The 24,442-nt window shown below is 64.5% G+C and carries 22 protein-coding genes; 6 read left to right on the forward strand and 16 right to left on the reverse strand.

Annotated features, from left to right (window positions below; translation table 11 throughout):
- Window positions 1–15: 15 nt before the first annotated feature.
- The 5 genes from VGE08_RS11020 to VGE08_RS11040 form a co-directional block, all read right to left on the reverse strand.
- Complete coding sequence (locus tag VGE08_RS11020; protein ID WP_331067930.1) at window positions 16–2,424, reverse strand: PEGA domain-containing protein; 2,409 nt, start codon at window positions 2,422–2,424, stop codon at window positions 16–18.
- Entirely contained in the window at window positions 2,421–4,784 is a 2,364-nt protein-coding gene (locus tag VGE08_RS11025; protein ID WP_331067931.1) for a protein kinase domain-containing protein, read from the reverse strand. The genes VGE08_RS11020 and VGE08_RS11025 overlap by 4 nt, the downstream gene beginning before the upstream one ends.
- Window positions 4,785–4,813: 29 nt before the next feature.
- Window positions 4,814–6,061, reverse strand: coding sequence for a hypothetical protein (locus VGE08_RS11030; RefSeq protein WP_331067932.1), 1,248 nt, complete (start codon window positions 6,059–6,061; stop codon window positions 4,814–4,816).
- 125 nt (window positions 6,062–6,186) lie between these two features.
- On the reverse strand, window positions 6,187–6,693 hold the full coding sequence (locus VGE08_RS11035) for a hypothetical protein (protein WP_331067933.1): 507 nt from the start codon (window positions 6,691–6,693) through the stop codon (window positions 6,187–6,189).
- Window positions 6,690–7,055, reverse strand: a complete 366-nt coding sequence (locus VGE08_RS11040) for a hypothetical protein (RefSeq protein WP_331067934.1) — start codon at window positions 7,053–7,055, stop codon at window positions 6,690–6,692. The genes VGE08_RS11035 and VGE08_RS11040 overlap by 4 nt, the downstream gene beginning before the upstream one ends.
- 518 nt (window positions 7,056–7,573) lie before the next feature.
- Between VGE08_RS11040 and VGE08_RS11045 the strand changes: the two genes are divergently transcribed.
- A complete protein-coding gene (locus tag VGE08_RS11045) occupies window positions 7,574–7,861 on the forward strand; it encodes a hypothetical protein (RefSeq protein ID WP_331067935.1) in 288 nt (95 codons plus the stop codon).
- Between the two features lie 154 nt (window positions 7,862–8,015).
- Here the strand turns inward: VGE08_RS11045 and VGE08_RS11050 are convergent, their stop codons facing one another.
- From VGE08_RS11050 to VGE08_RS11075, 6 genes are all read right to left on the reverse strand, one after another.
- Complete coding sequence (locus tag VGE08_RS11050; RefSeq protein WP_331067936.1) at window positions 8,016–8,855, reverse strand: hypothetical protein; 840 nt, start codon at window positions 8,853–8,855, stop codon at window positions 8,016–8,018.
- Window positions 8,856–9,120: 265 nt separating this feature from the next.
- Window positions 9,121–10,227 (reverse strand): PA0069 family radical SAM protein, encoded by a 1,107-nt coding sequence (locus VGE08_RS11055; RefSeq protein ID WP_331067937.1) that lies wholly within the window; start codon window positions 10,225–10,227, stop codon window positions 9,121–9,123.
- A gap of 42 nt (window positions 10,228–10,269) precedes the next feature.
- Complete coding sequence (locus tag VGE08_RS11060) at window positions 10,270–11,505, reverse strand: MFS transporter (protein WP_331067938.1); 1,236 nt, start codon at window positions 11,503–11,505, stop codon at window positions 10,270–10,272.
- Between the two features lie 103 nt (window positions 11,506–11,608).
- A complete protein-coding gene (locus VGE08_RS11065; protein ID WP_331067939.1) occupies window positions 11,609–13,507 on the reverse strand; it encodes a sensor histidine kinase in 1,899 nt (632 codons plus the stop codon).
- 28 nt (window positions 13,508–13,535) lie between these two features.
- A complete protein-coding gene (locus VGE08_RS11070; protein WP_331067940.1) occupies window positions 13,536–14,114 on the reverse strand; it encodes a sigma-70 family RNA polymerase sigma factor in 579 nt (192 codons plus the stop codon).
- Window positions 14,111–14,293 carry a NepR family anti-sigma factor gene (locus VGE08_RS11075; RefSeq protein ID WP_331067941.1) on the reverse strand — a complete coding sequence of 61 codons (183 nt, stop codon included), beginning with the start codon at window positions 14,291–14,293 and terminating at the stop codon, window positions 14,111–14,113. The genes VGE08_RS11070 and VGE08_RS11075 overlap by 4 nt, the downstream gene beginning before the upstream one ends.
- A gap of 212 nt (window positions 14,294–14,505) precedes the next feature.
- Here VGE08_RS11075 and VGE08_RS11080 point away from each other — a divergent pair, with 212 nt between their 5' ends.
- Window positions 14,506–15,276 carry a response regulator gene (locus tag VGE08_RS11080; protein ID WP_331067942.1) on the forward strand — a complete coding sequence of 257 codons (771 nt, stop codon included), beginning with the start codon at window positions 14,506–14,508 and terminating at the stop codon, window positions 15,274–15,276.
- Between the two features lie 94 nt (window positions 15,277–15,370).
- On the opposite strand, the gene VGE08_RS11085 is transcribed toward VGE08_RS11080, so the two are convergent.
- Complete coding sequence (locus VGE08_RS11085) at window positions 15,371–15,544, reverse strand: DUF1328 domain-containing protein (RefSeq protein WP_331067943.1); 174 nt, start codon at window positions 15,542–15,544, stop codon at window positions 15,371–15,373.
- Window positions 15,545–15,771: 227 nt separating this feature from the next.
- Here VGE08_RS11085 and VGE08_RS11090 point away from each other — a divergent pair, with 227 nt between their 5' ends.
- Window positions 15,772–16,005 (forward strand): hypothetical protein, encoded by a 234-nt coding sequence (locus VGE08_RS11090; RefSeq protein ID WP_331067944.1) that lies wholly within the window; start codon window positions 15,772–15,774, stop codon window positions 16,003–16,005.
- A gap of 125 nt (window positions 16,006–16,130) precedes the next feature.
- Here the strand turns inward: VGE08_RS11090 and VGE08_RS11095 are convergent, their stop codons facing one another.
- Together VGE08_RS11095 and VGE08_RS11100 are read right to left on the reverse strand one after the other, a co-directional pair.
- Window positions 16,131–17,018 (reverse strand): alpha/beta hydrolase, encoded by an 888-nt coding sequence (locus VGE08_RS11095; RefSeq protein WP_331067945.1) that lies wholly within the window; start codon window positions 17,016–17,018, stop codon window positions 16,131–16,133.
- Between the two features lie 91 nt (window positions 17,019–17,109).
- Window positions 17,110–17,298, reverse strand: coding sequence for a hypothetical protein (locus VGE08_RS11100; RefSeq protein ID WP_331067946.1), 189 nt, complete (start codon window positions 17,296–17,298; stop codon window positions 17,110–17,112).
- 114 nt (window positions 17,299–17,412) lie between these two features.
- Between VGE08_RS11100 and VGE08_RS11105 the strand changes: the two genes are divergently transcribed.
- On the forward strand, window positions 17,413–20,079 hold the full coding sequence (locus tag VGE08_RS11105; protein WP_331067947.1) for a serine/threonine-protein kinase: 2,667 nt from the start codon (window positions 17,413–17,415) through the stop codon (window positions 20,077–20,079).
- A 3-nt stretch (window positions 20,080–20,082) separates the two neighbouring features.
- On the opposite strand, the gene ilvA is transcribed toward VGE08_RS11105, so the two are convergent.
- Entirely contained in the window at window positions 20,083–21,603 is a 1,521-nt protein-coding gene (gene ilvA, locus VGE08_RS11110; RefSeq protein ID WP_331067948.1) for a threonine ammonia-lyase, biosynthetic, read from the reverse strand.
- 97 nt (window positions 21,604–21,700) lie between these two features.
- Here ilvA and VGE08_RS11115 point away from each other — a divergent pair, with 97 nt between their 5' ends.
- Both VGE08_RS11115 and VGE08_RS11120 read left to right on the forward strand, forming a co-directional pair.
- The gene (locus tag VGE08_RS11115) at window positions 21,701–23,023 is read left to right on the forward strand and encodes an aminotransferase class V-fold PLP-dependent enzyme (protein WP_331067949.1); all 1,323 of its coding nucleotides are present in this window, start codon (window positions 21,701–21,703) and stop codon (window positions 23,021–23,023) included.
- Between the two features lie 39 nt (window positions 23,024–23,062).
- Window positions 23,063–23,479, forward strand: a complete 417-nt coding sequence (locus VGE08_RS11120; RefSeq protein ID WP_331067950.1) for a hypothetical protein — start codon at window positions 23,063–23,065, stop codon at window positions 23,477–23,479.
- Between the two features lie 61 nt (window positions 23,480–23,540).
- On the opposite strand, the gene VGE08_RS11125 is transcribed toward VGE08_RS11120, so the two are convergent.
- Window positions 23,541–24,392 (reverse strand): alpha/beta fold hydrolase, encoded by an 852-nt coding sequence (locus tag VGE08_RS11125; RefSeq protein ID WP_331067951.1) that lies wholly within the window; start codon window positions 24,390–24,392, stop codon window positions 23,541–23,543.
- Between the last annotated feature and the right edge of the window lie 50 nt (window positions 24,393–24,442).

A 24,442-nucleotide genomic window follows, 5' to 3' on the forward strand; every position in this document is an offset into this window, starting at 1 on the left:
TACGTCGGCATTCGTCTACTCTGCATAACGGGCAATCCGGAAGCCCACGTCGTTGCGTTGAGTGTCGCCGAAGTCGCGCGCCGACAGGCGCAAGTCCGTGACACTCGAATGCCTCCAACTGGAGCCGCGAATCACATGCTGCTTGCCCTCGGCCGGACCGCTCGGGTCGACCGCGACTTCGCCGCCGTCGGGACTCACAGTGTAGTAATCATGCACCCATTCGGCGACGTTACCGCCCACGTCGAACAGACCGAGCGGATTCGCGGGGAACTTTCCGGTCGGCGCCGCCGCTGCGAAGCCGTCGTCATATTCAGGAACGACATCCTGGACGAGCAATCGTGCGGTCACATCCGCGTAATTCCCCGAGCGCGGCGCCACCGGCAGGGCATCGCCCCAGGGATAGCGCCGGAACTTGCCGCCGCCTTCGTAGCGCGCCACCCATTCCCATTCGGCGTCGGTGGGCAACCGATAACCCGTCGTCAACGGCTGCACGGGCACCATGCGGCCGTTCTTGTTTTCGTAGGCCGGCGGCAGCCCTTCCTGCTGCGACAGCCAGTTGCAGAACAACGCCGCATCATTCCAGGTCACATTCACCACCGGCTGGTTGTCCAGATCGAGCGTGTGCTGGCCGACCAGGCCCGAGCGGTGCCCGGACTTGAACTTGCGAAACTGGCCGTTGGTCACTTCGGTGACGCCGATATAGAACGGCCGCTTGAACTGCACGTTCCGTTGCGCCTCGTTGGCGCGGCGGCCCGGCTCGCGGCGCGGGCTGCCCATGGTGAAGGAGCCCAGCGGCATAAGCTTGAGCTGCTGGTCGGCCTTGCTGCGAATGGTCGCGGGAGTCGCGGCCATCTTGGCCTGCGCCGGCGTGAGCAGCGTGGTCTCGATCTTCTGCGACACGCCCGGCCGCGGCGTGATGCTGGTCTTGTAGGTCACGTAACCCGACTTGCGGATTTCGATGTCCTGCGTGGTCGCCACCAGGCGCAGCTGCTGATTCGCGGCCCCCATCGGCTTGCCATTGACGAAGACCTGCGCATCCGCGGGCTGCGCCTGCACCGTGACTTCCCCAAAAATGCCGGCCAGCGGCACCGAGACCGTGCGGTTCTCGCCAGCACTCAACGAAATCTGACGGGTCGCCGCCTCGTAGCCCGGCAGTGTGAGCACCACGTTGTGTGCGATATCGGGCCGCAGCTCGAGCGACACCGGCGTCTGCCCGCGATACACACCGCCTACTGAAACACTCGCACCGGAAGGTTCGGAGCGCAGTGCCAGCCGGCCATCGGGCAAGCCGAGCCGCACCGGGCCGAGGTTCATCGGCTCGTTCGCCTTCACCTGCACGTCGGTGGTCCACGATTTGAAGCCTTCGAGCCGCAGCTCGATCGGATGATTGCCCGCCATGATTTGCGTAGTCAGCGGCGTCACGCCGCGCTCTTCACCATCGACGAGCAGCTGCGCGCCCGCGGGCTCCGAGCTTACGGTGACTTCCGCCCAGGCCGGCACGAGTTGCGGCGTGAAGGTCTGGCTCTTGCCTTCGCCGATGACATCGATCTCGCCGGAGAATGGTTGATAACGAGCGGCGGCAATCGCGATCGTGTGCTTACCGGGTGCCAATGTGAATTCGCCCGGCGCATCGCCCAGCGGTTTGCCATCCAGCGTAACGCGCGCTTGCGTCGGCACTTCGACACGCACGCGTCCCGGCAGCTTCTGCAGTTTCAAGGAGAAGGTCTGGTTGGTTTCGTCCGTGACCTTGGCCTGCAACTGTGCCGGCGCGTAGCCTTCCTGCGTGGCCTTGATCAAATAATCGCCAGGCCGCAGCAGCACGCGATTGGCAAAGCGCACGGCCGGCAGGGTGCCGTCGATCTTGACGACGGCAGTCTCCGGATCGGTCCGCACACTCACCGAGGTGGCGGTGAAGATGAACCACAGCACCACCAGGACCCCGGCCGCGGCCAGGCCCATGACGATCTTCTTCAGATCGATGCCGACCTTGGACCTGGCCTTGACCGGACCGCTGGGCCGGAACTGCAAGGGATCGATACGTTCCGCGTCGCCTTCGCCGCCATGCAGGCGCGATGACGGCTCGATGATCGGCGGCGCCGTGATATTGCCGCTGCTGCCGTCGTCGACTTCGACGATGTGCTGATCGTTGCGCTGCTGGAGACGCAGCCGCGCGGCGCCGAAATTGATCACATCGCCACTGCGCAGCCAGGTCGAGCTTTGCACCGGCACGCCGTTGTGCAAGACCTCGGCGCCGTCCGCCGGTTGCACGAACAACTGATCCTCGTGCAAGCCCAGATACGCTTCGGCGCCTTGCGGCCGCCCCGCCATCACGATGGCGCTGCCTTGCCCACCGACAGCAATGGGAAAATCCGTGGCCGTAAAGCGGCGCTCGCCCAGGGCTTCGCGAACGATGAGCTCGCTCAAATCTTGTCCTCGCAGCGAATCACGACCGGCTCCGGCGCTGCTCCCGGCATCACGCTGATCTCGCGCCGGACATCGCGATAGCCGGGTCGCGTGCCGACCACGGTATAGCTGCCAGGCACGAGCTGCAGGGAGCGCTGTTCGAACGCGCCCAGCGTACCCACGCGATAGATGGTCACTTGAGTGATGTTGTCCGATTGCAGGGCGACCGGCACCGGCACGTCGGCACGCGCCAGCCACTCGCCCAGCGTCTTGATCTGCTGGCTCAGGACCGGCCCGGGATTGGTGATGCTGGAAGCGCGCGACAATGTTTCTTTGGCGACCGCGCGCACGGATTGACTGAACAATCGTTCCGGCTGCGTCAGATACAGCTCGAGTTGCTCGTTCAATGAGGCGCGCGGCGAGGTGCGTGCGACTCCGTCATTCGCAGCAGCGACCGTCGAGTCCAGCTCGAGCACGCTGCGATATTCCGCCAGCGCCTCGGCCCATTTCTCCTTCGCTTCCAACTGTTGGGCCTGCTGCAGCTTGGCGCCGATCACACCCGTGCGTTGCTCTTGCTCGATCTGCCGCAGCGCCTGCGCGATCTCGGGCGCATCGGGACGAATGCGACGCGCGGCTTCGAATGCTTCGCGTGCTTGCGAATAGTTGCTGGCGGCCAGCGCGCTGTAGCCGCGAGCCATCGAGCTTGCGAATGCATCCGCGGCTTGTCGCGCCGAGATGCGTGCAAGCCCGTCGCTGGCGCGCTTGGCATCGGCGTCGAGCGCCAACGCCTTGCGGAAGTTGTCCGATGCGGCGGTTGCGTCGCCTTCTTTTTCCTGGCGCTCCGCCGTCGTCAGCAGAGCCAGCACTTGATCGAGCGTGCCCGCGCGCTTCAGGCCACGCGCGGCGACTTGGTTGTTCGGCTCCAGCTTCAGGGCCAACTCGAACGCAGCCTTGGCATCTTCGGAACGTCCGTCCGCCAGCGCCCGCGCACCCGCTTCGAGTTGTTCCGCCAGCACTTTCGGTGCGCGCTTCTCGAGCACATCGAGCAACGGCAGCACTTCGTTGAGCTTCTCTTCCGCCACTGTGTACTCGCGCGCGACGAAATCCTGATCGGCCGCCGTGAGCAGTGAATTCACGCGGTTGTATTCTTCACCACCCCATTGCTCGGCGGCGCGCTCGTTGAGTTCTTGCAGGCGCTCGTCGATGGCGGCGCGCACTTCCTCGGCGGCCTGCTTGGCTTTGGCCAACGCCGCGAAATCGACTTCCTTCTTCTCTACTGCCGCCTTGTCTTCCGCTTTGGGCGGAGCTACGACCGCGGCTTGCGGCTGTTGAACAGCAGGCCGCTCGCGCTCCACCCACTTGGGCAACACGAAGAACACGACTCCGGCAGCGGCGAGGCCCAGCACGACCAGCGACGCCCCCAGGCCGCGCCGAAAGCCCTGCCGGCGCGGGGCTTGTTCGTTGACGCTCGGACCGGCATTGCGTCGCCATTCGCTGCGCAGAGGCTCGCCTTGGCCGGGCGGCGTGCGCAGGCCCGGCGGCTCGATCCGTACCGAAACAGGCTTGTCCGAAACAGGCTCGTTCATACTGCTCATCATCGCAGGCGGCGGCAGACTCGCAAGCGCCGCGCGCAATTCTCTCTCGACACTCCGCATGTCCGCCGGCCGCTCCTCGGCCCGGCGTGCCAGCAGCTTCGCCAGCAGGCTCGTCACAGCCGCAGGCACGTGGGCCGGCGGCGGCGCCGGCTCGCTTGCTACTCGTCGCGCCGCCTCCGCGTCCGGATAAAACGGCGGATAACCCGACAATAGCTCGTACAGCAATGCACCAAAACCATACACATCGTCGGCCACGCTGGGCGGCGCACCGGCGAGTTGCTGCGGGCTGGCACTGAATGGCGAACCCGTCGTAAACGCGCCGAAATCCGCGAGCAGCGGCACACCATCCGCGTCCAGCAACACATTCGCGGGCTTCACATCGCGGTGGATGACACCCGCGTCATGCGCTGCTGCCAGGGCCGCCGCGACGGGAATCGCCACTCGCAGAATCTCGCCACAAGAACGGCCACGCAGTTGCGTCAGGTCGCCACCGGCGGCGTAGTCCATCGCGATCCACGCATGCCGCGCCGACCGATAGAGTCCATCGACGCGCAGAATGTTCGGATGGGTAAGCGCCGCGATCCGCTCGTATTCGCCTCGGAAAGCGGCGAACGTTGCCGCGTCCTGCGTCAGCTCCGCCGACAGAATCTTGACCGCGACGAAGCCGCCGCGTTCACGACCCCGCTGTCCGGCAGCTTGCGCCAGCCAGACTTCTCCGCTGCTACCCGCACCGAGGCGGCGCACCAGCACGACATTGGCAGATAGCTCCTGCCCGCGCTCCAGCATGACAAAAGTTGGCGGGGGGGCGGCTCGCGCTATCCGCCTCTGTCAGCTTTCGCGGGGGCGTTCGAGGTGGCCACCTCGGGCGCAGGCGTCGCGGGCACCTGCACGCCGGTTTCGTTTTCGTAGAGCTCTTTGAGCAAGCGCCGCCATTCGGTGTACTGCTCTTCCGCCGTACCCCTCAGCTGCAGCGTGCGGCCTTCCACTTCGACCACCAGGGGCTGAACTTCGGCCTGGAACGACTCACCGAGCTGCTTCAACGAGTCGGAGTGCAGTTTCACTTCCGCACCCTTGTCGAAGCCGCTCTTCACGGCGTAGGCACCGCCGAAGATCGCGCCGGTCGCAGCGGCCTGACCGGCATAGGTATTCGCCTCGGCGCCGACCACCAGACCGCCGACGATCGCGGCCGCGCCGAGCAGCTTGCGAGTCAGCGCCGAACGTCTGGCTTCGTCCTTGGCTTCGAGCTCGGAATAACTGTAACGGCGCCAGTTCGTGTACGGTTCCGACATGTTCTCGGCGAACAACGAGTAGTGTTCGTTGATCGTGTCGAGCAACGCGTAGTCGCGCTCGCGAATGCGATCCATTCGTTGCAACATCGGATCGTCTTGCGCGGGCAGGCGCACGAGCTGGATCACGCCCTTCTTGTCCTCGGTCATGTAGCTGCTGAACGCGTATGGCGCCAGATCGGAGGCGAAGCGCAGCTCCGAGACACGGCGCACGTTCTCCAGGTCGGCAGCCGTCAGTTGCTGGCGATACACCAACATGTCGTTGGCCAGCATGTTGTACATGTTCTGAAACGGATCGCGCGGCTGGCCGGTTTGATCCTTGTACGAACGCGTGTCGGCGAGCTGCGTGTACTGGCGCTTGAACCATTGCCGCCCGGTCGCATCCGTCACCGTGATTTCGGCACTCAACAACTGTCCGGTGGACTGCAGGATCTTGCCCGAGACATAGACATCGAGCGCCTCGGCATCTTCGGGCATCACGCGCACCTGGCCCCACTGGCCGGTGCCTTCCAGCGTGTTGCGCAGTTGCATGGGCAGATAGCGCGCTTCGGCTTTGCGCACTTCGGGGAAGATGTGCTGCTGCTCCATCACCTTCTCGTCCTCGGGCAGATTCTCATCGAACAGCCGCACGCCCACGTCGAGCAGCTGCGATTCGGGAATCTCCGTGGACGCCTGGATGGCCTTCACCCGCTGTTGCGGGCGGGTCTCGTGCATGACGCAGCCGGTCGCGCCGAGGGCCGCGACGATGAGGACGATTTGAGCAAGCGTGCGCTTCATAACTTTCAACCTGAGCCGTTCTTTCGCCGTTCCTTACCCGCCCCAATCGTTACGCCAGTGTTGTTTTATTCGATCTCCGCCTCTGCGGACCGGTGGCTGCCCTAGCGCGCCACCGGCCACCAACCTCAACCGCCCTTCTTATAATTGCGGTACTCCTGCCAGAGTTTCTCGCGCAGCTCCGGATCGGTTTCGTTCATGGCCGCTTCACGCAGCTGACGCGCGACGATGTCGTCATCGCTACCGTCCGGAATGCCCGCGGGCACGGTGTTCGGGCCGCCGCCTCCGGCGGCACCGCCACCGACACCACCGCCGCCGCCCTGCCGGCCTCCTTGACCGTCACCCTCGCCCTGACCTTCACCATTGCCGTCGCCCTGGCCCTGACCGTTGCGGCCTTGCTGACCGCTGCCGGAACCGGCAGCGCCGGCACCTTCACCTTCGCCGTCGCCGCCCGCACCTTCGGCATTCGCGGATTGGCCAGCGCCCTGGTTGCCTTGTCCACCGCCGCCCGAGCCGCCGCGACCACCGCGTTGCCCGGCGATCGTTGCCTGTTCGGCGCGCATCCGGCCGTCAAAGATGCCGAAGGACTCTTCGAACCTGCGATCGATCTGCGCGCTGCGCTCGCCGGCAGTCATACCGCCGCCTGCGCCGCCGCCCTGCGAACCGCCATCGGCCCCACCTTGGGAACCACCGCCGGCGGCTCCGCCCCCGGCCGACGGGAAACCGCCAGCACCACCCGCGGAGCCGCCACCAGCAGCGCCGGCCCCACCTGCGGAACCGCCGCCTTGCATTCCACCGCCGCCAGCCGCGCCACCAGCACTTCCGCCCTGCATGCCGCCGGCACCACCAGCAGCGCCGCCGCCAGCAGCGCCACCTGCATTCGCTCCCGCGCCGCCTGCCGCGCCGCCGCCCATGGCACCGGCTGCACCGCCGGCCTGTCCGGCAGCACCGCCGCCGCCACTGGAGCCTTTGAAGATGCTTTCGTTCGGAGACCCACCTCCGGATGTGCCGCCGCTCGCATCACCGCCACCGGCCGAGCCGCCACCACCGGCAGCACCGCCGCTGTTGCCACCACCACCCGCGTCTGTGCTCGGCAAACCGCCGCCTTGAGCACCGCCTCCACCCGTGCTGGGGGAAGGCAAGCCAACCGAAGGCAAACCCACGCCTGGCAGAGAAGTGCCAACAGTTACGTTCGGGCCGGAGGAACCACCACCGCTTTGGCCGCCCGCGGCACCGCCTGCCTGGCTACCGCCGGCTGCACCGCCGCCCTGTGCGCCACCTTGTGCGCCACCCTGGCTACCACCGGATTGACCGCCGCCCGAGCTGCCGCCGGAAGAGCCACCGCTCTGGCCGCCGGACATATCACCCGCGGAACCACCCTGGCCGCCCGCAGCACCGCCGCTAGACGAAGAAGAAGGTGAAGGAAGGCCGGCCGACGAACCGCCGCCACTCGATCCACCGGCCGAAGGCAAGCCACCGCTGGAGCCGCGGGAACCGCCGCTGGACCCACCGGGCATGCTGCTCGATGAGCCACCCGAGGAACCGCCGCCACCGCTGGAGCCGCCCGAAGAACCCGAGGAACCACCCGAAGAGCCGCCACTCGGCATGCTCGATGGCATGGAAGACGAGGAGGATTGCTGGGCACAGCCGCCCATCAGGAATGCAGAGACGGAACCGATGGCCACGCAATGGCCCGCGATCGTCAGCAGACGCCGCGTCGTCATCGACGAATTGGGACCGGCGGCAGAAGCCCCGGAAGGTTGCTTAGGCATGTCCTCTCCTTCGTTCCCCGCGCGCGCATGAGGACGCATGTGCGCTCAAAGAACTCTGCGACCGATCAGCTGAACGCGCGCTGACCCAAGTCGGCTGCAGACCGTTCGCTGGCCCTCAGGCGCTCCCGGATGTGGGTGCGGTGTCGGGTCTCTCCAAGTTCAATGCGCGAGAGCGAAGATCGGGCCTACTGCGGCGAGACCGCTGCCGTCTCCTCCTCTCCCGCGCCCAGCAAAAACGACTTCAACTGCGCCGCCAGCCGGTCGCAGGCCGTGCTCTGCACCGGCGCGATCAACGGAATCGGAGCGATTGCGCCGATCATTACCGACGTGCCCTTCACGTCGGTGGTAAGACTGCCGGCACTGATGCCCTCGCGCAGATCCCAGACCGTCGCTTCGTAATCCGAGGATTTCTCCCACCAGCCGAGCCCGAGACAGCCGGCGCCGCCCGGCCCGGCCGCGCAGGCGATACTGCCGCCGCCGTCGGTCTTTTGCGTAACTCCATCGACCCATACGATGTAACGCACGCCCATTTCGCCGACGCGCTCGGCTACACCGGGCCGCGCCAGGAACGCGCTGAATCCCGCCGCGTTGGCCGGCGCCGTGCTCGGCTCGAGCCACGGATACAGCGCATCGACAAAGTGGTGATCCGCGTAGATCTGGAACGGACCCTTGCTGAAATTGCTGCGCGGCTCGAACGCCTTGCCCGCACGTTGCCTCTGTGCAACGTCGGCGGAGACTGCTTCACCGACCAGCTCGCGTTCCAGGCAGTCGAGAAATTTGTCTTCCGTGCCCGTGCCTTCCAGATGCGGCTTGGCGAGCAGCACGATCGCCTCGTGCGACGAGATTTGCGTCGGCGCCTCACGCAGCTCTTCGATCTTGGCGGTCATGCAACCGCTCATGGTGAGCAGCAAGGATGCGGGCAACGCCAGGCGGCCAAGATTACGGACGACGCCACCGACGCTTGCGCCACCACGCTTCGCGATGTTCATCGCGAGTCGCGCGGAGACAGTGACAGCAGGATTCATGATCATCTCCAGGAAGTGCCAGTCGGCAGGAGCCATCCGTCCTGAAGCGTTCGCCGACTCACGGCAATCCGATTCGCTTCCTGCGTCGGAGCACCGGTCGCGTCACGCCCGACCTTTACGATCGAGTATACGCCAGCCATTCATACGTCAAGGCTGGGAAAACGCGCAAGCGGCGCGCGCGATCCATCGTGGAGTCGATGAACCAGATGTCAAATCGGCAGCTGTCAAATGCTCCGGCGCTGGTGCTCGAACAGCGCGTGGCACTTCAAAGCAACGACATTTGCGGCGAATCGCCGCTACTTGCAGTGGAGCCCGCAACAAACAACGCGGTGTTGTGGACAAATCTCTCGCGATGTTCGAGTCCGTATCGCGCGCAAGCCGCGGCGAAGCGCTGTGCCAGCAATTCAGCATATTGCCCTTCGCCACGCTGGCGATGCCCCCAGCGCGGATCGTTGTCACGTCCGCCGCGCATGTCGTGCAATCGGGACCAGACGTGCCTGGCCTTCAAGGGCTCGTGCGTCTGCAGCCACTCGCGAAACAAAGCCTTCAGCTCGTAAGGTAAACGCAGCAGCACGTACCCTGCCGAGCGTGCGCCGGCAGCGGCGGCAGCCTCGATAATTTTTTCCAGCTCCGCATCGGTCAGTACCGGAATCACCGGCGCCACCATCACGCCCACGGGAATACCGGCTGCGCTCAAGCTGCGAATGGCTCGCAACCGCGCTGCCGGCGAAGCAGTGCGTGGTTCGAGTGTTCGCTTGATGTCGTTGCTCAGCGTGGTGACGCTGATCAGCGTGTAAACCAAGTTGTCTTTGGCAAGCGGCGCCAGCAGATCGATGTCGCGCTCGATCATGGCGCTCTTGGTGATGATGGAGAACGGATGCCGGCGTCGCGCCAGCACGTCGATGATGCTGCGGGTGACGCGATACTCGCGCTCGATGGGCTGATAGGGATCAGTGTTCGCGCCGATCGTGATCGGCGAACACCGATAGTTGCGCGCCGACAGTTCCTCTTCGAGCAGCCGTGCCGCGTCCGCTTTGTAGAACAGCTTGGTTTCGAAATCGAGCCCGGGCGACAGGTTCAAATAGCCGTGCGATGGCCGCGCATAACAATAGATGCAGCCGTGCTCGCAGCCGCGATACGGATTGATGGACTGGTCGAACGGAATATCCGGCGACTTGTTGCGACTGATGATGGAGCGCGCCGGCTCGGGCCGCACGGTAGTCTGCAATGGCGGCAACGCTTCATCCGGATCGGTCCATTCATTGGCCCAACCGTCATCGACGATTTCGGTACGCGTGGATTCAAAGCGCCCAGCAGGATTCGACACGGCGCCGCGTCCGTTGCGAGCAGCAGGGCGAATCGGGCTGGGCATGGCGGAATCGTACTGTACAAAAACCCAGGATGGAAGAGGCGCTCACCGCTTCTTCGGAAACTCCTGCATGCGCCAGAGCACCGGGAACAGGCGTGTCCATAATCCAGTGACAAGCAAAGTCGCCACACCGCCGATGATCACGGCGCGCACCGCGCCCCACCACTTGGCCATCAGTCCCGATTCGAAATCTCCCAACTCGTTGGACGCGCCGACGAACACAGCCGCGACTGCGCTGACCCGACCACGGATGAAGTCAGGTGTGTCCAGCTGCACCAGCAACTGGCGAACGTATACGCTGACCATGTCCGCCGCGCCGAGCACGATCAGCGCGAGCACCGATAAATAGAAGTTCGTGCTCAGACCGAACACGATGGTCGCCACGCCGAATACAGCTACGCCGCCGAACATCCATGGTCCGACGTGCCGCGATATGGGGCTGAGCGCCAGCAGCAGGCCGCAAGCGGCGGCGCCGATGCCCGGCGCGGTGCGCAACAATCCGAGTCCACTCGGCCCTACATGAAGGATGTCACTTGCGAACATCGGTAGCAGCGCCGTCGCGCCACCGAACAGCACCGCGAACAGATCGAGCGAGATGGCGCCAAGCACGATGGGACGAGAGCGCACGAACTTCAGACCCGATAGCAGGTTGTGCAGCGAGAGCGGCTCGCGCGTAGCATTGCTTTGCTCGGTGGCGCCGCGAATTCCAAACATCATCGTCGCCGCAGCCAACGCCAATCCCATCACCGACGCGTAGACGACCGAAGGCCCGGCCAGATAGATCACGCCGCCTACCGCCGGCCCGATGATGTTGGCGAACTGCACCGAAGAGGAATTCATGGCCACCACGCGGCTGAATAGATCCGTGGGCACCAGATTCGGCAGCAACGATTGCGAGCCCGGCATCGAGAACGCCCGTGACGCGCCGAGCAACATCATCACCAGGAAGATCGGCCACACCGACTGCACGCCACGCAACGTGATGAGCAGCAGCGCGAGAGCGCAGGTCGCATTCGTGAGATAGCAGGTCGTGACGATGCGCGCGCGGTTGTAGTGATCCGCCGCATGGCCTGCCGGCAGGATCAACGTCACGAACGGAATGAATTGAGACAGCCCGATCAGGCCCAGGTGCAGCGGATCACCGGTGCTGTCGTACATCTGCCAACCCACCGCCACGATCTGGATCTGGGCGGCGAGCGTGGCAAGAGTGCGCCCGGCGATGAAGCGAAGAACATTGGGGTGGCGCAGTATGGTTTGTGTTTGCGCCCTCAGACTGGTCATGCGTGGGGAGAACGTCCTCGAGAGTCGTGAGGATACTGGCCAGGCCTGAATAATGACAGGCGGCCCAGGTCGAACAGCGACTATTGAGTGCGGGGATGACGACTCAGGCGGACTGACTGCGACCCGTCGTCGGCGGCGGCTCCGTCGCCTCCGCGGGCGGCAGAGAGGACGTCACCGGTGCAGGCTGCGTCATCCCGGACACATGGTGACCTGGATGATGATGCGCGGCGTGGTGCGCAGCAGGCTTCTTCTCGCCCGGTTTGAGCGGCGCCGGAAATTTGACTTGCACCACGGTGCCCTCTTCGGAGCGAGTCTCCAGCTCGCCTCTGAGCTGACGCACGAAAGCTTCGATCAGCGACCGGCCCAATCCGCTGCTGTCCTGCGAGCTCGCGGCCGCGTCGAACCCGGTGCCGTCGTCGCGAATGGTCAGCAGCAGCGTCTCCGGAGAGTCGCGCTCGACCTGCACGTGGATGTGCCCGCCGTCGCGCTCATTGAACGCGTGCTTGTAGGCGTTGGTGATGGCCTCGGTCACCAGCAGTCCGAGCGGCACAGCCACGTCGGGCCCGATGACTTCGCTAGGCGAATCGACCGTGAGCTCCACAGTGCGGCCTCGGGTCAGACCGCCACGGCGCAGCTCCGCGCACAGGTCTTCCAGAAACCATTTCAGGTCGATCTCCTGCAGGCTCTCGGACTCATACAAGCGCCGATGCAGCGTCGCGAGCGCGTTGATACGGCTGCGCGCTTCGGCGAAAGCAACTTCCGCGCGTGGATCACGAATTCGCCGTGCATGCAGGTTGAGCAAGCTCATCACCAGCTGCAAATTGTTCTTCACGCGGTGATGGATCTCGCGCACCAGGATTTCCTTTTGCGCCAGCGACTCGCGCAGCTCGTTCTCCCGCGCCGACAACAGATCCGCCATGCGCGAGAACGTCTCGCCGAGACTGCGAATCTCCGCGGGCGCCGCGCTGACTCTTTCCGGACGCACGTTGTGCCGGCCCGCAGCGTAGGCCGAAGTGATGCGTTCCAGATAAGTGATCCAGCGCACGACGAGATGTTCGATGCCGAACCACACTACGGCGATCGCCAGCGCCCACATCAGCAGTGGAGTGAATACGCCCCACGCCACTTGCAGCGCCAACGGGCCGATGGCGGTCAGCACGGGCGTGCCCAGGATCACGAAGATGCGTCCACCGAGCAGCGGGCTGATGGCATAGAGTCGCCAGACACCGTCGTGACCACGCGCGCGGAAGGTTTGCGTCTGACCGCCCTGCATGTGGCTACGCAGGTACTCGTTGACGATGTCGCGCGAAGGCAGCGGCGATCTCTTGGGCGATCGCTCGGTCTCGCCCGTGATGATCTCGCCCTGACTGTCGAGCAACGCGAACGCCGTGTCGTCGATCTCGGTGTAGTGATAGCGGCGAGTCAGCCAGTCCAGGCCGATGAACAGCGCGACCGCGCCCTGGATGACACCCTCGTCGTCCACCAGCGGCACGGCGGTGGTGATACCCCAGGTCCCCAGCCAGCGGCTGACGATCAGATCGCTGATCACGAAGCCGTCGCCGCTCATCACGGAAATGAACCATTGCCGGTCAGCGACGTTCACGCCGTTGCGAATTGGATTCGACGCGCACGTGAAATCGCCGTTGGCGTCGACCACCGCGGCACCGGAGTATTGATCCAGTCCGCCGATGGCTCTTTGCAAGGCGCGGCGGCAGGCTGGCCCGCTAGCGCTGCGAATGTCGGGCTGGGCCGCGAGGCTGGTGAGAATCTCGCGCGACGCGGAGATCATGTTCACCTGCTCGGTCGCCGACAGCTGCGCGGCCTGGGCCAGGTTCTGCTCCAGGATGCGCATGCTGCTGTTGTAGCTGGAGATCGCCTGCAGCACCGCCAGCGCGCCCGGCGCCAGCATGGCAATGCCGACGATGAGCACGAGCCTGGGGCGCAGGCCGGCATTTCGACCGAACCAGGAGCGCGGCGCGGCGACGATCTTGGCGCTCTTCAAGCAGCGACTCCCGCGTTATGGACGGTCTTCAGGGCAGGCGACTGCTCAACGCGTCCTTGGGCTCGCCCAGAGGATTGACCGCCGGCAATGTGCCGGTCACCTGTGTGGCATCCTCGCCGAGCAACTCGACCAGGCGGTCGCGGGCACGAGCGATGCGGCTCTTGATGGTGCCAACTGCGACCTGGCACACGTCTGCCGCTTCTTCATAGGACAGGCCGGTGGCGCACACCAGCACCAGCGCTTCACGCTGGTCCACCGGCAGCTCCTGCAAGGCTCGATTCAGATCGCGCAGATGCAGCTTGGCATCGTGATCGGGCGAGATCGCCATCTGCGAGGCGCAGATGCCATCGGGGTCCTCGATCTCGAATTTACGATGGCGCAGCTCAGAGTAGTAACAGTTGCGCAGAATGGTGAACAGCCAGGCCTTGAGGTTGCTGCCCGCCTGGAATTGCTCACGATTGGTCCATGCCTTGAGCACAGTGTCCTGGACCAGGTCGTCGGCGCGCGCCGGGTCGCCGCACAGCGAGCGGCCGAAGGCGCGCAACGCCGGCAGCAACGCGGTGACCTGATCGAGAAACTTGTCCTGGCCAGTCATGGTCGCGCTCAAGCGCCCCGCTCCTTTTCCTCGAGCTGCTTCAGCAGCGCCTTGAACTCGTCCGGCACCGGCTCCTCCATGACGTCAGTGAACATGCGCTTCAGGCGCGCACCGAGCCAGTCGGGGACTTGCTCCGTCGCGCTCGCAGCCGCCGCTTCGACGGGCTCGCCAGGCTTGGTTTGCTCACTCATGATCATGGCTGGTTCAGGTAATGGTGCGGCACGAGCCCGCAAGGTCGGTTCTAAGGGGCGGAAACGTCCGGGCGCGTGAAAAAGTTCCAGGGAGTAAGGAACCTTCCACGCCCTTCGTACATAGTATTGCTGCATTCTGGAGAGCGCCGCAGTCCTTTGTCGACCTCACTGCCCGAAGCCGCGCTTGTAAAGCAACCGTTTTAGGAGTCTCCATGGCCTTAGCTCACGCCATCGCCGAACATCTGCCCTATCTGCGGCGGTACGCCCGCGCGCTGTGCGGCACGCAGAAAAGTGGCGATGCCTATGTCCGGGCTTGTCTGGAAGCGATCGTCGCCGATTCCTCCGTGCTGGACGCGCGCCTGTCGCCACGGGTCGGGCTCTACCGGCTGTTCCACAAGCTTTGGAACAGCGCGCACATCGAGGTCCCGCCGCCGCAGACCAGGCGTGAAGCGGACGGTGTCGAACGGCGGTTGAGCGAGCTGACCCCGACCCGCCGGCAGGCGCTGCTGCTGACCGCGATGGAGGGCTTCAATCTCAGCGACGCGGCCAACATCCTGGGCGTCGACGAAGAAGAAGTGAAGCAGATGGTCGGCCAGGCGGTGCGCGAGATTTCCAACCAGCCCAGCACCAAGGTGCTCATCATCGAAGACGAGCCCATCATCTCCTTGGATCTGCAGAGCATCGTGCGCGAGATGGGCCACACCGTGGCCGCCATCGCCACCACGCGCGATGAAGCAGTCCGCGCGGCCCGCATGACCGAGCCGGGCCTGGTGCTCGCGGATATCAAATTGGCGGATGGCAGCTCTGGCATCGATGCGGTTCGCCAGATCCTGAGCGAAGTGGATGTGCCCATCGTCTTCATCACCGCCTACCCCGAGCGCCTGCTGACCGGCGAACGGCCCGAGCCGACCTTCCTGGTGACCAAGCCGTTCGTGCCCGAAACGGTGCGCGTCGCGGTGAGCCAGGCACTGCTGTTCGCATGACTCGCACGAACCGCTCGTAGCAAACCAGCATGCGATAAACAAACGGGGCCGCCATGGCCCCGTTTGTTTATCTCGCGATCGAGTCGTTCGCTGGCTACACCGGTGGTCGTCCGCGAAGCGCGCCACCAACCAGTGCCGCGAGCGTCAGCACCAGGAAAATGAAGAACAGGATCTTCGCGATACCGGCGGCGGCACCGGCAATGCTGGTGAAGCCCAGCACGGCGGCGATAATCGCAACCACGAAAAACGTCAGCGCCCAAGAAAGCATGTAAACCTCCGTCAGTCCGTCTGAAGTCCTAAGCCCGCGGCGCGACTGCCATTGTCACCGCTCGCCCTCATCGCTTGGGGAACGCGTGAGCTTATGCCCGGTTCCGGCTTGGCAATGCGTGAATACCCGGAACTTCGCGCATGCGTAAACGTTTTTCGGACGATTTCATGCGTCATTGATTCATACATACAACCGAGGGCAGGCGCGCCCGCGTAGGAGGAAACATCATGAAGCTCGATGCGAAATTGCTCGGCACGGCGCTGTTGGCCGCGACGTTGAGCCTCGGCCTTGCGGCCTGCGAAAAGAAAGGACCGATGGAACAGGCCGGCGAGGAAGTTGATGAAGCAATCGACACTCTGAAGAACGGCGGCGAGGAGTCGACCGGCAACAAGGTGGATGATGCCATGGACGAGGCGCGCGAAGGCGCCCAGGACGCCGCTGACGAGTTGAAGAACAACTGATCTCGCCAGTGATTTCTCCGGCGGCAATCGAGTGGCGGCAATCGAGCAGCAGAGGTTCGATTGTCGAAGGGCCTCGCCGCGTTCGGCGAGGCCCCTTTCATTTCAGCGGCTGCTTTGGCGCTGGCTCAGTCGTGCTGCGCCTGGAGAAACTCTTCGATGACCGCGGCCACTTCTTCGGGCCGCTCGTGATGCATCATGTGACCGGCATCCTTGATGGTCGCGAAACAGCCGGTACGCAATAGCGCACGGAGTTTCTTCTCCTCCAACTCATCGCCCATGCGCTTCACCAGGTCGGACTGATCGCCCAATACGAATAACAGCGGCGCTTCGATGGCGCGCCAGCAAGCTTCAGCCTGCTCGCGCGAATACAGAATCGGATTGACCCGCTTGTGTTTGGGATCGGCGCGCAGCTCGATCTTGCCATCCTCGCGTTCCCGGCCCCACGAGCGCGCGATGAATTCCAGCCGGTCTTTGGAAGTGCGCGGGTTGCGACGAGCGAGCACACGAGTCAGCTGCTCGTAACTCTCGTACACGTTGAACTCGCTGCCGTGCTTCACCTCGTCGAGCCACTGCGCGTAGCGCGCCGGCGTCTGATCTGGCGTCGTGCGGCTCATGCCGAAGCCTTCCAGGCTCACCAGGCGGCGAATGCGCTTGGGCCGCACTCCCGCATATAGCATCGCGATGTTGCCGCCCATGCTGTGGCCAATCAGGTCGACGGGCGCATCCGGCGCCAATTGCTCCAGCAGCGCATCCAGATCGGCCAGGTAATCGGGGAACCAATAGCCATCGACCGGCCGCTGCGTGCGTCCGAAGCCGCGCAGGTCGATCGCGATGCAGGTACGGTCAGCGGCGAAGCAATCGACCAGGAACTGATAGGTCTCGCCGCTATCGCCCCAGCCATGCAACAGCAGCAACGGCTCCGGATCACGGCCCGGCCAGCGATACAGATGGAAAGTGAGGCCGCGCGCTTCGAGGGTCTCGTGCAGTACGGGGCGCAGCGATCGATACGACATTGGCTGGTGAGTGACTTCTGCGGGGTGACGATGCCGTACCCTGGAAAACCGGGGCACGACATCGTCCATTACATCGTCTTGCGATCGGCGATTACGCCTTTTGCGGCGTGCGGACCACGCTCGCGCCGGCCCGGCTCACCTTCTTCTTGCCGACCTTCTTCTTGCCGACCTTCTTCTTCCGGGCGACGGTCTTCTTCCGGGCGACGGTCTTCTTGCCGGTCTTTTTCTTGGCGGCCTTCTTCTTGCCTGCCTTCTTGCTGCTCTTGCGCCTGGTTGCCATTCTCTACCTCCGGGTTAGTCCCACGGTCGAAGTCGATTTCAGTTATTGGTGTCACGTCAAAGCGTGCGTAAGCATATTACACGCTGACGGCCAGCTGATGCATGATGGCGTCCGATGGAAAACGGCAAGAACATCCACGAACAAGTCACGACCATCGTCGCGCACGCCCGAGGCCTGGCCACTCGGGACCGGGGCGACTACGTGCGGCGTGCCTGCGGCGCGGATGAAACATTGCTGTCACACGTCCTGCAGGCGCTGGGCGATGCGCTCGGCGAGAAAGCGGCTGGCGAGCAGGGTTTCTGGGATGACGTTGCCGCTGGCGAAAGCAGCGAGACCCTGTCTCGGGAATCGCTCGATGGACAGATGCTCGGGCACTACCGGCTGGTGCGAAAGCTCGGCTCCGGCGGCATGGGCGACGTGTACCTGGCCGAGCGCGCCGATGACGAGTATCAGCAGCGCGTGGCCATCAAGATCGTGCGCAGCGGGCTGTTCTCGCCGCAGATCCAGAGCCGCTTGCGCATGGAGCGGCAGATCCTCGCGACCCTGCAGCACCCGAACATCGCGCGCCTGCTCGATGGGGGCCGCGCACCCGACGGCACGCCGTACCTGGTCATGGAGTACATCGACGGCGAGCCCATCGACACGTATTGCGACCGCCGGCGCCTGTCGCTCGAAGCACGACTGCAGCTGATCCGGACCATCTGCGGCGCGGTTCATTACGCGCACCAGAACCTGATCGTGCACCGCGACCTGAAACCCAACAACATCCTGATCACGCCCGACGGCGTGCCCAAGCTGCTGGATTTTGGCATCGCCAAGCTGCTCGACACGCGTCACTCGGCGCACACGCTGGCCGTTACTCACTATGACTACCGCGTGATGACACCGGCGCACGCCAGCCCCGAACAAGTGCGTGGCGATGTGATTACAACGGCCAGCGACATCTATGTGCTCGGCGTGCTCATGTACGAACTGCTGAGCGGGCGCCGGCCGTTTCATCTGGTCGGCACCAGCTTGACGGACATGGAACGCATCATCTGCCAGCAGCAAGCGCTCGCGCCGAGCGCCATGGTGTCGCGAGTGATGGACGAGGCGCCGGAGCTGATGGCCGACATCGCCGCGCATCGATCGACGACCGCGCTTCGCCTGCACAAGCAGTTGCGCGGCGATCTCGACAACATCATCGGCATGGCGATGCGGAAGGACCCCGAACGTCGCTATGCATCCGCGGAACAACTCGCGGCGGATCTGGAGCATCACCTCCAGGGACAGCCGGTACTCGCAACCAGTGACACGTGGATCTACCGGACGCGCAAGTTCGTCAAGCGTCATGCTCTAGCGGTGGCTGCGGGAGTCGCCGCCGTCATCACGCTCGCAGGATTTTCCACCATCACCTACATCCAGTCGCAACGCATTGCCCGCGAGCGCGACGTCGCAACCGCCGAGCGCACGCGCGCCGAACAGATTTCGTCGTTCCTGGTTGAGCTGTTCGAGCTGTCCGATCCGTCGAGGAGCCGCGGCAACCAAGTCACGGCGCGCGAAGTCCTCGACATCGGCGCGCGACGCATCCGGCTCGGCCTGTACGAGCAGCCGGAGACGCGGGCAACGCTGTTGGGAACGATAGGTCGCGTCTACGGCAGCATGGGCATGTATGAAAGCTCCGTGGAACTGCTGGAGGAAGCCTGGCAGTCGAGGATGCGGCTGCATGGCGAGCGGCATGCGGAGGTAGCGCTGGCGCGCGCAGCGCTGGGAAACGCGCTGTGCGAGCGAGGCCAGCTCAATGCGTGCGCGGAGCATCTCGATGAAGCCCTGAGCATGCAGCAGGAATTGCTGGGCGCCGATGCCGTGCCGGTGGCCACGACGCTGCTGGCTCATGGTCGTCTCGCGCAGCTACGCGGCCAGCTGGATCGGGCCGAGCAGTACTACAACGACAGCCTGGAGATCTATCGCCATCACGGGCAGGAACGCACATCGGCCGCTGCGTCGGTGATGAACGAACTGGGCAACCTCTATACGTATCGCAGCGACTACGGGCGCGCGGCGACCGTGTATCGCGCGGCGCTGGATATCGATCGACAGGCCCTCGGCAACGATCATCCGCATGTCGGGCTGCACGTGCAGAACCTCGCGTTCACTCTGCAGTCGCAAGGCAAGCTGGATGCGGCCGCGCCGCTCTACGAGGAATCCCTGCGAATCCTGAGCAAGGTGCTGGGTGAATCGCATCCGATGACTCTCGATGCCAGCTCGAACTACGGACGTTTCCTGCATCGTCGAGGCGATCTCGCGCAGGCCGAGCAAGTGCTGGCGCGCGTGGTGAAGCTCGATCGCAAAGCGCGCGGCGATACGCATCCGTTCGTCGGGCACGATCTGGTGAGTCTCGGCATGCTGCGCATCGATGCCGGCCATCCCGCGCAGGCCGAGCAGGACTTCACCGCCGCACTGGCGATTTATGCCGCGTCGTTGCCGGCAGACCATCCCTTCGCCGGCTCCGCCCTCTCCGGCCTTGGACGCGCGCAGTTGGAACGAGGCCGTGCCCGCGAGGCTGAACAAACTCTGCGCCAAGCCATGCAGATCGCGGCCAAGTCGCTGGACGCTGACAGCCCTCAGCTCGCGGCGATCAACAGCTCCCTCGGCCGCGCCTTGCTCGCCCAACAGCGCCCCGAGGCCGCGGCTCCGCTGCTACGAAACAGCTATCCCATCCTGGCGAAAGCGCAGGGCGAAGACGCCGTCATCACCCAACGCACCAGGGAAGCCCTCGCCGCCCTCGACTCGGGCAAATAGCGTTCATCCCCGCAGAAACATCTTGTACGCCGCGTTGTCGGTTTCTTCCGAGAACACGTACTTGAGCTCGCGCACGTGCAGGTCGAACTCGGTGCTCTCCGAGGGTGGGATCTGAACGCCGACCAGGACGCGGCCGTAGTCCGAACCGTGGTTGCGGTAATGGAACAGAGTGATGTTCCAACGTGTGCCGATGGCATTGAGGAACTTCAGCAGCGCGCCCGGGCGCTCGGGGAATTCGAAACGGAACAGCCGCTCATCCTGCAGGCCGGGGGCATGACCGCCGATCATGTAGCGAACGTGCAGCTTGGCCACTTCGTTGTCGCTCATGTCGTGCACGGTGTAACCGGCGTCCCTGAGCGACTTGATGACGGCCTCCTTCTCGGGGCGCCCCTCGGTGAGTCCGAAACCTACGAACAGCTGCGCGCAGGCGGCGTCACTGAAACGATAATTGAATTCCGTGACACTGCGCCGGCCGAGCGCCTCGCAGAAGCGCAGGAAGCTGCCTTTGACCTCCGGGATCTCGACCGAGATCACCGCTTCGCGCTGGCCGCCGATGTCGGCGCGCTCGGCCACGTGGCGCAAGCGGTCGAAATTCACATTGGCGCCGCAGTTGATCGAGATGAACGTGCGGCCGCGGCATTGCTCGCGCTGCACGTAACGCTTGATGCCGGCGACCGACAGCGCGCCGGAAGGCTCGACGATGGTGCGGTTCTCTTCGAAGATGTCCTGCATGGCCGCGCAGATCTCGTCCGTGCTGACCAGGATGATCTCATCGACGTACTCGCGCACCAGCCGGAATGTTTCTTCGCCGACGCGCCGCACGGCGACGCCGTCGGCGAAGATGCCGACGCGATCCAGGGTCACACGCTTGCCGGCCTGCACGGATTTGTACATGGAGGCGGCATCGTCGGGCTCGACGCCGATGATCTTGATCTTGGGAAACAGATATTTCACGTACGCCGCAATGCCGGCGATCAGGCCGCCGCCGCCGATGGCGACGAAAATGGCGTCGATCTGCTCGCCGGCGCACTGACGCAGGATCTCCATGCCGATGGTGCCCTGGCCGGCGATCACATCCGGGTCGTCGAACGGATGAATGAAGGCCAGCTGCCGCTCGCTCATCAGCTTCATCGCATGCTCGTAGGCCTGGTCGTAGTCATCGCCGTGGAGCACCACCTCGGCGCCATGATCCTGCACCGCTTGAACTTTGATCTGCGGCGTGGTCTGAGGCATCACGATGGTGGCAGGAATGCCGCGACGCTTGGCCGCAAGTGCGACGCCCTGTGCATGGTTGCCCGCGGAGGCGCAAATCACACCGCGCTTCGCGGCGGTATCCGACAAGTGCGCCACCTTGTTGTAGGCCCCGCGAATCTTGAACGAGAACACCGGCTGCAGATCCTCTCGCTTGAAGAGGACGGTATTGCCCAGCCGGCGGCTCAGCCGCGGTGCTGCTTCCAGCGGCGAGGCGATGGCGACGTCATAGACGCGCGCTTTGAGAATGCGTTCGAGGTAATCGTGGGACATACGGGCCAGGATACCGCATTCCTGCGATAATGCGCGCTGCCCGACCCTGTCGGGGCGAGCGCAAGGTGCAAACATCTGAACGTCCTCATCCGAAAGCATGAACGATTCGACCGCCCGCCTGACCCGCCGTGACCTGCTTGCAACGACTCTCGTCACCTCCGTGGGCGCCGCCGCCCTCGGCGCGGCATCGCCGGCCCGTTCGCAGCCCATCAACATGCCGTCGATCACCAAGGAGCTGTGGCAGTGGTTTCGCACCCAGCCCGTGCTGGATCTGCAGCGAACCTATCTGGATGTCGCCGGCGCGGGCCCGACCCTGCGCGCCGCCATGGCAACCGAATACCGCGTGCGCGACTCGCAAAGCCTGAACATCGCCTCCTTCGCCGATGGTCAGTGGAGCGCCGAAAGCACGCGCATTGCCACGGCCGTTGGAGGTTTCGTCGGCTGTGACGCCGACGAGATCGTGTTCACGCGTGGCACGGGTGAAGCCATTGCCACCGTGGCCAACGGTCTCGACCTGAATGCGGGCGACGAAATCCTCACCACCAATCGCGAACATCCCGCGACGCTCAGTCCATGGTTATTGCTCGCCCGGCGGCGCGGCATCGTGGTCAAACAGATCGAGCTGCCCGCACCCATGGAGGGACCGGAACAGGCGCTCGGCCTGTTCGCCGGCGCGGTCACGGACCGCACCAGGGTGTTGCTGTTCTCACACGTGCAGTACGCCGATGGTGTGTTGATGCCGGTGCAGGATCTGTGTCAGTTCGCGCGCCAGCGCAACTTGATCAGCGTGGTCGACGGCGCGCAGGCGCTCGGCATGCTGGATTTCCAGATTCGCGACCTGGGTTGCGATTTCTACGGCACCTCGTTTCACAAGTGGCTCGGCGGCAGCAATGGCACCGGCATGCTGTACGTGCGGCGGGACATGCTCGATCGCGTGTGGCCGTCGCAACCACGCGGCATCGACGCGTCGCCGCCGGTGATCACTCCGACGCAATCCAACGGCTTCGTTGGCGTGCCCGCGGCGATGCATAAGTTAGGAAACATCGTGCCGCTCACCTGGCCGTCGCTACGTGGCGCCGAAGTGGCGCTGGATTTTCATCAACAGGTGCTACGCAGCCGGATCGAGGCGCGAATCCGCGAGCTGACCATCTATGCACGCCTGCGTCTGCAACAACTGCCAGGTGTGGAACTGCTGACTCCGGCACGGCCCGGCTTGTGGGCGGGCATCCTGTCGTTTCATGTGCCAGGCAGACTGGCCTCGGACATCACGCTCGGGCTGGTGCGCGGCCATCGCGTGTTCGCGCGAGACATGCAGTGGCCCGGTAAGACCGAAGGCGCCGTGCGTATATCGCTGCATGCATTCAATACGCATGACGAGGTGGACAAGCTCTTCACGGGTCTGCAGCAGGTGCTGCGCTGACTCGGGCTGGTCCGCGACCGACTACCAACAGAGAACATCGTGGAGCTGAGTCATCTACTGCTGATGGGCGGCATGAGCGGTCTGGTCGCCGTGTTGGCCCATTCCATCCTCTATTCCATCTACGAGCTGATCCGTCTGCGCGGCACGCATTCGAGCTCGCTCACGGTCACGGACGCCTTCCTGCATCTGATCTGCGGCGGCGGGCTGGGCCTGTTGTTCTGGCTCAGCTGGGGGCTGGCGGCGATCGTCGCTGTGCCCTGGTGGGTACGAGGCGTGACCTTCGCACTGCTGTGCTGGGTGCCGCTGTCGCTGCCCGCTGTCGTGGCCGCATGGGTAGGCACCCCGCCGGAGCGGGGTCTGTCGACGAAAGCCATGGCAATGATGGCGTCGCGCTGGGGGATGACCTGCCTGGTCGCCGGCCTCACGTGCGCATGGAGTTGGGAGAACTCCTTTTGAGCGGCCATCGGCAGACACATCCCTGTACCTGGGTGGTCAGCCTTGCCTGTGCCTGGATGATCTAGCGGTCGTAGAACTCTCGCGCCACCGCCGTGAAACGCTGCGGGGCGGCGCTCAGGAAACCCTGCCCGTAGTCGGGCAGATCGAGCATCGAGCCGTTGGGCAACGAAGCTCGGGCGCGGCCCGAGTGTTCCCAGAACTCGTCCTTCAATCGCAACACCAGCGCCGACTGCTTCACCAGCGGCAAGCGTTCGGAGACGGGATACTCGACCATCGCAGTAAATGCGCGGGCGCCGTTGTTGCCGGCCCGCAGGCGGTCACCGAGCTCATCGGTGAGCGCACTGATCGGCGCACCTGGGCCGCGGCGCTCGAGGATTCGGCGCCACTCGTCCGACACGTCGCTGCCGTCCTCGCGCGAGCCGGGAACAATTACATTCTGCAGAAGCGCGGCCCGGTCCTGCGCGGAGTAGGAAGGCACGCCCCAGAGGAGCACGCGACGGATCAGCTGCGGACGCGTGATTGCGAGCTCCGCCGCGATCAATGCTCCAAGCTGATAGCCGGCGACGTCGACGCTACGCAGACGCAGGCTGTCGATGAAATCTGCGATGGCGCCCGCGAAGTCGGCCACGGTGGCCTTGCTGCCGGCCGGGTCGGAGTTGCCATGACCCGGCAGGTCCGGCGCATAGACGCTGCGGTCGTGCCCCAACTCGCGCAGCACCGGCGCGAACAAGCGGCCGGAGCCGCCACTGTGATGCAGACAGATAACCGGTGTACGCTCGTCGAAACCGCCGCCGGAGGGGTAAGCCGTCGAAAGGTGAACCTGGCCCAACCGGCTCTCGGCGTACGAGCGGCGTACGTGCACGACGGCGGGTTGCGGCAACGGCAGGCGATTACGATATTTGGCTTGGATCACTCGAAGTCCTCTTTTCGGACGCTCCATGCGGTCGACGCCTCCGTGCGAAT

It is taken from the genome of Steroidobacter sp. (assembly GCF_036406195.1).
Classification (GTDB): Bacteria; Pseudomonadota; Gammaproteobacteria; order Steroidobacterales; family Steroidobacteraceae; genus Steroidobacter.